Below are 9,711 nucleotides of genomic sequence, written 5' to 3' on the forward strand. Positions count from 1 at the left end.
AGTTTTTAGTTTTAACCTTTTAGTTTTAACCTTTTACCTTTTAGTTTTAACTTATAGGATTCTACGGACTTGCTTCGCTTCGAAAGCTAAAAGTTATTTTTTTTTCAAAGTTTTTATGGTTGAAACAAGTATTGCTATTATTTCTTTAACATCGTTAAATAAACTTTTGAATAGAATTTCTTCAATGTAATCAGTGTCTTTTAATAGCTCAATCCAGTATTTGGTTTCATTTGCTTCTTTGAGGGCAACACTAAATTTATTTATGTAATCAGCATTACTCTGAGCAAATTCAGCCTCTCTTATTAAAGCACCAATTGCAGTACCGCTTCTAAGGGTTTGTTTGCTTAGCACATATTCCTGTTTGGTACTTGTTAGATATTGAGTAAGTTTTACAATTCGCACTGAAAACAGATAACTCTTTTCTTTCAATACACGTTGTACCATAAATATATTATCTTTTAGTTTTAACCTTTTACCTTTTAGTTTTTACCTTTTAGTTTAAACTTATAGGTTGTCAATCATTATTTTCAAAATATTTTGAGCGGCAATTGCAATATTTGTTCCTGGTCCAAAAATCCCAACAGCTCCACTTTCGTAAAGAAACTCATAGTCTTGATGAGGAATTACACCACCTACAATAACCATAATATCTTCACGTCCAAGCTTTTTAAGTTCTTTAATAACTTCAGGCACTAATGTTTTATGTCCGGCAGCCAAGCTTGATACACCAAGGATATGAACATCATTTTCTACTGCCTGGCTTGCAGATTCTTTCGGAGTTTGAAAAAGCGGTCCTATGTCAACATCAAAGCCCATATCTGCAAAACTTGTAGCAATAACTTTTGAACCGCGGTCGTGTCCGTCTTGTCCCATTTTTGCTATCATTATTCTTGGTCTGCGACCTTCTAACTGAGCAAATTCATCTGATAGCTTTTGTGCTTTATTAAATTCTGTTTCACTATTCATAATTGATGAGTAAATTCCTGAAATTGACTTTATTGGGGGCGAATATCTTGAAAAAACTTTTTCACAGGCATCAGATATTTCTCCAAGTGTTGCTTTTTTTCGTGCGGCATCAACTGCTAATTCCAAAAGATTACCTTTTCCTGTTTCACAACTTTTGGTAATTTCATCTAGAGCAATCATTACTTCTTTTTGATTTCTATTATCACGTAATTCCTTTATGCGAGCAACTTGTTTTTCACGAACAGCAGAGTTGTCAACCTCAAGTGTATCGATGGGGTCTTCTTTTTCAAGTTTATATTTATTTATTCCAACAATGGTATCATATTTTGAATCGATACGAGCTTGTTTTCTTGCAGAAGCTTCTTCTATTCTCATTTTAGGTAAACCTGTATCAATAGCTTTTGCCATACCTCCAAGTTCTTCAACTTCTTCAATAAGTTTCCATGCCTTATTTGCTAATTCTTCAGTAAGTTTTTCCACATAATATGATCCTGCCCATGGGTCAACAGATTTGCAAATATTTGTTTCCTCCTGAATAAATATTTGAGTGTTTCTTGCAATTCGTGCCGAAAAATCTGTTGGTAAAGCAATAGCTTCATCCAATGCATTTGTGTGCAAGGATTGTGTATGCCCAAGTGCTGCACCCATTGCCTCCACACAAGTTCTGGCAACATTATTAAATGGGTCTTGCTCGGTTAGGCTCCAGCCTGATGTTTGACAATGAGTTCTCAATGCCATTGATTTTGGATTTTTAGGATTGAATTTTTTTACAATTTTTGCCCAAAGCATTCTTGCCGCTCTCATTTTTGCTATTTCCATAAAATGATTCATTCCAATTCCCCAGAAAAATGATAAACGTGGTGCGAATGAGTCAATATCCATCCCTGCTTTTACTCCTGCTCTAAGATATTCTAAACCGTCAGCAAGGGTGTAAGCTAATTCAAGGTCTGCCGTAGCTCCCGCTTCTTGCATGTGATATCCACTAATACTTATAGAATTAAAATGAGGCATATTTTTAGAAGAATATTCAAAAATATCAGCAATAATTTTCATTGAAGGAATTGGTGGATAAATAAAAGTATTTCTTACCATAAATTCCTTAAGGATGTCATTTTGTATTGTTCCGATAAGTTGTTCAGGTTTTACTCCTTGTTCCTCTGCTGCAAGAATATAGAATGCCATAATTGGCAACACAGCACCATTCATAGTCATAGAAACTGACATTTTATCAAGAGGAATTTGATCAAAAAGAATACGCATATCAAGTATTGAATCAATAGCCACACCTGCCTTTCCAACATCTCCTTTTACCCTATCGTGGTCTGAATCATAACCTCGATGCGTTGCAAGGTCAAATGCTACGGAAAGTCCTTTTTGTCCTGCTGCCAAATTTCTTCTGTAAAAAGCATTTGATTCTTCAGCTGTGGAAAATCCTGCATATTGACGGACAGTCCATGGTCGCATAACATACATAGTTGAATAGGGTCCGTGTAAATAAGGTGGAATACCTGCTGCGTAATTAAGATGCTCCATTCCTTCAAGGTCTTTTTTGAAGTATCCGTTTTTTATATTAACTTTTTCAGGAGTTGGCCAAGGCTCTGTAAAATTAAAATCTTCATTTGAAGTATTATTCCGAATGTCTTTTATGTCAATTTTTTCAAAATCAGGTCTCATGTTTTTAAAAATTTATTTTGTCAAAAAAACAATTTATATTATTTTAAAGTGCTTTTGATATTTTTTCAAACTGTCTAAAATATTTGTTTTCAGATGAATAAAATCATCAATCCCAGCGTTTTTTAAATTTTCGATTTCCTCAACAGGATTTCCTGCTACAACTATAAAAATATCTTTGTTTTTATTTTTTATACCTTTACAAATATTTGTTGCTAAATCTTTGTATTCGTTATCCGAACTACAAATAACAACAATGTTAGCTTTGTTATCCAAAGAGGAATTGATAGCTTTTGTGCTGTCAGGAAATCGAGCGTTTTCTACAATATCAAAAGCTGCACAAGCAAAAAAGTTTCTTGAAAATATTTGGCGTGCTGATGCCATTGCAGGATTTCCGATTGGAACTATAAATACTTTTGGTAATTGACCCCCGTTTTTTTCAAATCTTTCAGTTGCAAGTCTTAGTTCTTCAAAAGGAATTGCCAAGCGACTAATTTTAAGCTTTTTAAAAGCTGTTTTGTTTTTAATATTTTTGTCAAGGTTGTCAATTATTTTTTCTTCTGAATTGGGAAAAATACTTGTTCCCAAAACATTTTTCTTTTTCTTTAAAAGCATTTCCCTTTGTTGAGTAGCAGTTTTTTCAACTTCATTTTGAATAAATCCTGATTTTACTGCTTCTAAAAAACCACCTTTGCGTTGTATTTCTTTAAAAAGTTCAAAAGATTTTTCAATCAAAGAATTTGTTGTGCTTTCAATGTAATATGAACCTGCAGCAGGATCAACAACTTTATCAAAATGAGATTCTTCTTTTAATAAAAGTTGAAGATTACGAGCAATGCGTTTAGAAAATTCTCCACTTGTTGTAAATATTTGATCAAAAGGATTTACCAACAAAGAATCAGTTCCACCAATAACAGATGACATTGCCTCTGTGGTTAATCTTAACATATTTGTATATGGATCGTAAATACTTTTGTTCCATGATGATGTTGTGCTATGAATTTTTGTTTTTCCCGATTCTTTTGTTTTGGGATTGTACTGTTCAACAATTAAAGCCCACAAATATCTAATAGCTCTGATTTTTGCAATTTCAATAAAATAATCGGAATCGGTTGCAAATGTAAATTGAATTTTTGGTGCTATTTTATCAATTTCAAGACTTTTATCAGTTAATTTACTGAGGTATTCATTTGCGGCAGATAAGGCAAATGCAAGTTCTTGAACAGTTGATGCACCAGAATTATTGTAAATGTCTCCACGAATATTTATTACTTTCAGTTGGGGTAGGTCTTTGTCAGAAATTTCAATTATTTCTATAAGATTTTTAATAGATTTTTCAGGAGATTCGAGAGAATCATCATTAATTAATAAATCTGAAAAAGCATCAAATTCAAATGAAGCATTAAATTTTTGGGAATCAATTTCTTTCTCTTTTATTAAATCTTTGATATAGCCAAGTAAAGCTAAATAAGATAAGGAGCCTTTAAATAAAAAGGAAACCTTTTGTAGGTTAATATTATTTAATAGGTCAAAAAACTGTCGTTTACTTCTAAGTTCAGAAACATCAAAAACAACAGATGTTGCTCCTTTTGAAATTGTATTTATAGCTTCTTTGTTTGCTTTAGCAATATTTTTATTAGTAATTTCAACACAAATATCCCAATCATTTTCATTTGTATTTCCTCTTACAAAGGGATAATTTCCGGGTGAATGTTCTAAATGTGTTAATTCTTTTAAATCATCTTTACGATAATACGGCTTCAAATCAAAACCATTTATTGTTTTCCAAACAAGCTTTTTGTAGTAATCTTGCCCCTTTAAATCTTTTTTTATTTTCTCTTCCCATTGAGAGCTACTGATTTCAGGGAAGTCTGAAAAAAGGTTTTTATTTTTTTTATTTCTCATAAAAAACTATTTTTTAATAAAAAGAAAAAATATCTAAATCAATATCATCTTACTATGCTATTATTGAATAGTGTTAAATTAATAACAAAGAAACAATATTTTTAACAAAAAATAATAGTTCAAATTTACTATGATATTAAAACATCAGACGAATTAATTTGGAAAAGTTATTTAAAACTCCATATCTTTGTGTTTAATTAGATTAGTTATAAAAAAGCGAGTACAAACAAATTTCAAGAAAACAAGCATTAAAAACAAATGGATTATCGATTATCGGAGCTTAACAAGGGGCAATGTGGAACAATTATTAAGAATAGTTCTAAAGGAATAATTAGAAGACGACTATTGGATATGGGAATAGTAAAAGGCGTTGATTTTAAAGTATTAAGAAAAGCTCCCTTTGGCGATCCCTTAGAATTACAAATTAATGGTTTTTTCTTGTCGCTCAGAAAAAAAGAAGCTGAAAATATTTTTGTAAGTTTAAAAGAATCAAAATAATTTCAGATGACTTCCTCCAATAAAACTATTACAGTAGCTTTAGCAGGTAATCCGAATAGTGGTAAAACATCTTTGTTTAATCAGCTTGTCCATGCAAATCAAAAAGTTGGAAATTTTAGCGGTGTAACTGTAGAAAAGGTTGAAGGAGTTACAAAATATAAAGACTACACAATAAAAATAATTGATCTCCCCGGTACTTATTCATTATCGGCATATTCTCCTGAAGAAGTTCTTGCAAGAAATTACATCATAGAAAACAAACCCGATGTAGTAATCAATGTCATTGATGCTACAAATTTTGAAAGAAATTTATTTCTTTCAATGCAATTAATTGAACTTGATAGTAAATTTTTGATTGCATTAAATATGTTTGATGAAGTTTTAAAACAAGGTGATAAAATAAAAGTTAAGCAATTACAAACACTTCTTGGTTCTCATGTTGTGCCAACATCTGCAAAGAGGCGAAAGGGAATTGAAATTTTACTTGATCATGTAGTAAGGGTTTTTCACGGAGAAATTATCCCACAAAATAAAATATCTTATCCTCAGTTAATTGAAGAAAATATTTCGAAAATATCTGAGGTTTTAAACACTGACAAAGAGCTTTCAGAAAAATATCCTGTAAGATGGTTAGCCATAAAACTTTTAGAAAATGACAAAATAATATACAAACTTGTAAAAGAAAGCCCGATTTGGATAAAAGTTTTTAAGCTTTTATTAGATGCAAACTCTAAAATAGAAGTTGCTTTTAAAGATGATTCAGAAATTGTGATTACTGAAAGAAGGCTGTCATTTATTAGAGGAGCTTTGCAAGAAACGCTTAAGAAAAAACAAAAAACCAAATTAACAAATACGGAAATTCTTGATAAAATACTTATAAATAAAGTAACGGGTATTCCTATCTTTTTGTTTTTTATGTGGACATTATTTCAGCTTGTTTTTAAAATCGGACAATATCCAATGCATTGGCTTGAAAGCTTTTTTGTATGGATGGGAAATGGAGTAAGTTCTTTGATAACAAATCCAACTGCCGAATCAATTATTGTTGACGGAATCATTGGTGGAGTAGGAGGTGTGTTGGTTTTTTTGCCAAATATTATGCTACTGTTCTTAGGATTAGCTTTTTTTGAAGGCTCAGGTTATATGGCTCGCTCAGCTTTTGTTGTTGATAGGGTTATGCATTTTTTCGGGCTTCATGGAAAATCAGCAATTTCAATGATAACAGGCTTTGGTTGTTCCATTCCTGCTTTTATGTCAACAAGAACACTAAAAAGTACTGGAGATAGAATTACTACTCTTTTGATAATTCCATTTATGAGTTGCGGAGCTAAATTACCCGTTTTCATCCTTATTATAGGTGCTTTTTTCAATCCTGATATTGCAGGAAATATGCTTTTTGCAGTTTACCTTTTTGGAATATTTGTAGCTTTATTTTCTGCAAAGTTTTTTAAAGCAACTTTATTTAAAGGAGAATCAGAACCATTTGTTATGGAACTTCCAACTTACAGATGGCCCTCATTAAGATCTCTTTTATTTCAAATGTGGAATAAAGCTTCATTGTATTTAAAGAAAGCAGCAACAATAATTCTTTTGGCTTCAGTCTTAATTTGGCTTGGAGGAAACTTTCCTCAAGATTCATTAATTACAAAGGAATACAAAAACAAAATTGAATTAATTCAACAAAATTCAAAGTTTTCGGATTTAGAAAAAGAACAAAAAATCAGTATTCTTATAGCTGAGGAAGATGGAATTCAAATTAAACATTCAATAATTGGGAAAATTGGAAAAGCTATTGAACCTGTAATAAAACCATTAGGTTTTGACTGGCGAATAGGAATAAGTTTGGTAACAGGTATTGCTGCAAAAGAGATTGTTATTTCCACAATGGGTACTTTGTACTCAATTGGTAATGTAGAATCTAAAAACACTGTCTCTCTTTCTGAAAAGCTGAGAAATGAAAATAATTACAATCTTGCTACGGCTATTTCTCTTCTAATATTTGTACTTCTTTACATTCCATGTATTGCAGCTTCAATTGTTTTTCACAGAGAAGCAGGAAAATGGAAATGGACTTTTGTTTATATTTTTTATTCAATGTCAATTGCTTGGGTGCTTGCCTTTGCCGGTTATCAAATAACAAGTCTTTTTATTTAGTGGCTATAAGAAAAACGTATGTTTTTGACTGTTAGAATATTATGTGTATTTTGTAACTTGAATCTAATGTCATAAAGTAGTCATTTGATTGTCATTAAGTTACAAAGCCTAATGACAGCTTGACTAAATGACTTTTACATTCACATCCATTATTAATTCAAAGCCCAAATAAAATGAGTAATACAAAGTTTTCTTAGTGCCTCTCGCTTTTTTTCACTCGTTAGTCTTGGTCATCCTCTACCCATTTTCCATCAGTTTTTATTAATTTAACAAGTTCGGAAACAGCATCTTTTAAATAAATATTGCTTTTAACAAGGTCTTTTTTTCTGTAAAGATTTACTTTGTTTTTAACACTTCCTATAAAACCGTAATCAGCATCTCCCATTTCTCCTAATCCGTTTACGATACAACCCATAATGCCAATTTGTAATCCTTTAAGATGCGATAGTTTAGCTTTTATTTCTAAACTCACTTTTTGAAGGTTGTAGCTTGTTCTCCCACAAGTTGGACAAATAACAAATTCGGTTTTTGAAATGCGTCTTTTGGATGCTTGCAAAATATCAAAGGAAAGCTTTTCATAATCGCCATTTATCCAAATACCGTTTCCTGCTCCTTCTATTAAAATACTGCCGAGGTCAAGTGAAGAATCAATGAGTAATTTAGATTTGGTTTTTGCATCTGCATTATAAAATAAAACAACAGGATTATTAATTTCATTTTCAGATAAAAGAGAAAAACTTTTCCAATAGTCCCAATTATTTTTTTCTTTAAGAACAATTACTAACTTTTTGTTTTTTTTTATTTCCTCTAAAAGCTCCTTTTTAAAATCGGAATTTGAGATTTTAAGAAAATGTAAAGTATCAGGTTTTTTGTTTTTAAGATATTGTTCCGAATTAAAAAGAGGAAATAAATTTTCTAATTGCTTGATGTTTTTATCAAATTTATAAATGATTTTTTTGTCAGTTTTAGGAATAGATTCAATATTTTCAATAAAATAAAAATCAGCTTTTGTTTTACTTTGCGAAGAAAAATCACTGATGACAATTACTTTATCACTCAATTTTTTTATTTCAGAAGTATTTGCAGTATTAAAGATTTTATTTTTCAAAACAAAAGAATTTGATTCTTGCCTTTTTTTACAATTTTCAACAAGAGCTTTTGCAAAAGGAATTTCTTCAACAGGGTCTTCTGCAAGAGAAACCCTGATAGTATCACCAATTCCGTCAAGCAATAAAGTACCGATTCCAATTGCTGATTTGATTCTTGCATCTTCTCCTTCGCCTGCTTCTGTAACTCCCAAGTGAAGGGGATAATTCATGTTTTCAATTTTCATTTTATTAACAAGGATTCTGCATGCTTCAATCATAAACTGCGGATTGCTTGCTTTCATAGAAAGAACAATATTATGAAAATCAAGTTCTTGACAAATTCTAAGATATTCAAGAGCAGATTCTGCCATACCGAGAGGAGTGTTACCAAAGCGATTTAAAATTCGTTCGGAAAGAGAACCATGGTTAGTTCCGATACGAAGAGCAGTGTTGTGTTTTTTACAAATATTTATCAGAGATGAAAATTGAATTTTTATTTTTTCAAGAGCTTCATTATTTTCTTTTTCCGTAAAAACATCTTTTTTACTTTGCTTTATTTCTGCAAAATTTCCGGGATTTATTCTTACCTTTTCAACTATTCTCGCTGCAATTTTTGCCACTTTTGGATTAAAATGAACATCAGTAATTATCGGAACATTGCAATTCTTTTTCTTTAATAATTCCTTAATTGCTTTGAGGTCTTTGGCATTTTTTATTGCAGGAATTGTAATCCTAACATACTCAGAACCTGCCTCAGAAAGTTCAATAATTTGATTCACCGTAGCTTCAATATCAGCGGGATCTGTATTGGTCATTGATTGTACTCTAACGCTATTTTTTCCACCGAGAGGAATTTCTCCAATAAAAACTTCCCTGCTGAAAAAGCTATCAATTTGGATGTTTTGGCTCATAAATAATTGTTTCTGCAAAAATAAGAAGATTTTTTGGTAACGACTTAAAATTTTCATGGTAAATCTCAGGTCAAATTACCGGATAAAAAACCAATTTTATGGTTCTATGTCAAATACTGTGAGTAATCAAATTTGCCACAGATTCACAGATTAGAAAAAGAGTAATTTTGTAATATGTGAATATGTCTTCGACAGACATAGTCTTACTTCTTTATTACTTTAGTTTTGCATAATAATTCTGTGTGCTAACATGTTTATTATGTATTTTTTATTAGTGCAAATTGTGCCTTGCTGTCTTTGTAGCAAGATATTGATAATTAGCCACGAAGGCTCTAAGACACGAAGAATCACAAAGTATGAAACAAATTAGTTTTAAAATTATTGTATTTTGTGGTTCTATGTCAAATACTGTGAGTAATCAAATTTGCCACAGATTCACAGATTAGAAAAAGAGTAATTTTGTAATATGTGAATATGTCTTCGACAGACATAGTCTTACTTCTTTATTACTTTAGTTT

At 31.0% G+C, this 9,711-nt stretch carries 6 protein-coding genes; 2 read left to right on the plus strand and 4 right to left on the minus strand.

The window, feature by feature from the left end:
• Window positions 1–93: 93 nt before the first annotated feature.
• From U9R42_13085 to U9R42_13095, 3 genes are read right to left on the minus strand one after another with little or no spacing between them, the layout of a single operon-like run.
• A complete protein-coding gene (locus tag U9R42_13085) occupies window positions 94–444 on the minus strand; it encodes a four helix bundle protein (protein ID MEA3496953.1) in 351 nt (116 codons plus the stop codon).
• 60 nt (window positions 445–504) lie between these two features.
• Window positions 505–2,640 carry a methylmalonyl-CoA mutase gene (scpA, locus tag U9R42_13090; GenBank protein ID MEA3496954.1) on the minus strand — a complete coding sequence of 712 codons (2,136 nt, stop codon included), beginning with the start codon at window positions 2,638–2,640 and terminating at the stop codon, window positions 505–507.
• Between the two features lie 33 nt (window positions 2,641–2,673).
• Window positions 2,674–4,542, minus strand: coding sequence for a methylmalonyl-CoA mutase family protein (locus U9R42_13095; GenBank protein MEA3496955.1), 1,869 nt, complete (start codon window positions 4,540–4,542; stop codon window positions 2,674–2,676).
• Between the two features lie 258 nt (window positions 4,543–4,800).
• On the opposite strand from U9R42_13095, the gene U9R42_13100 reads away from it, so the two are divergent.
• Window positions 4,801–5,040: a FeoA family protein gene (locus U9R42_13100; GenBank protein ID MEA3496956.1), complete on the plus strand. Its 240-nt coding sequence runs from the start codon at window positions 4,801–4,803 to the stop codon at window positions 5,038–5,040.
• A gap of 6 nt (window positions 5,041–5,046) precedes the next feature.
• A complete protein-coding gene (feoB, locus tag U9R42_13105) occupies window positions 5,047–7,194 on the plus strand; it encodes a ferrous iron transport protein B (GenBank protein MEA3496957.1) in 2,148 nt (715 codons plus the stop codon).
• Window positions 7,195–7,414: 220 nt separating this feature from the next.
• Here the strand turns inward: feoB and ispG are convergent, their stop codons facing one another.
• On the minus strand, window positions 7,415–9,193 hold the full coding sequence (gene ispG, locus U9R42_13110) for a (E)-4-hydroxy-3-methylbut-2-enyl-diphosphate synthase (GenBank protein ID MEA3496958.1): 1,779 nt from the start codon (window positions 9,191–9,193) through the stop codon (window positions 7,415–7,417).
• Window positions 9,194–9,711 lie beyond the last annotated feature (518 nt).

It is taken from the genome of Bacteroidota bacterium (genome assembly GCA_034723125.1).
Lineage (GTDB): Bacteria > Bacteroidota > Bacteroidia > CAILMK01 > JAAYUY01 > JAYEOP01.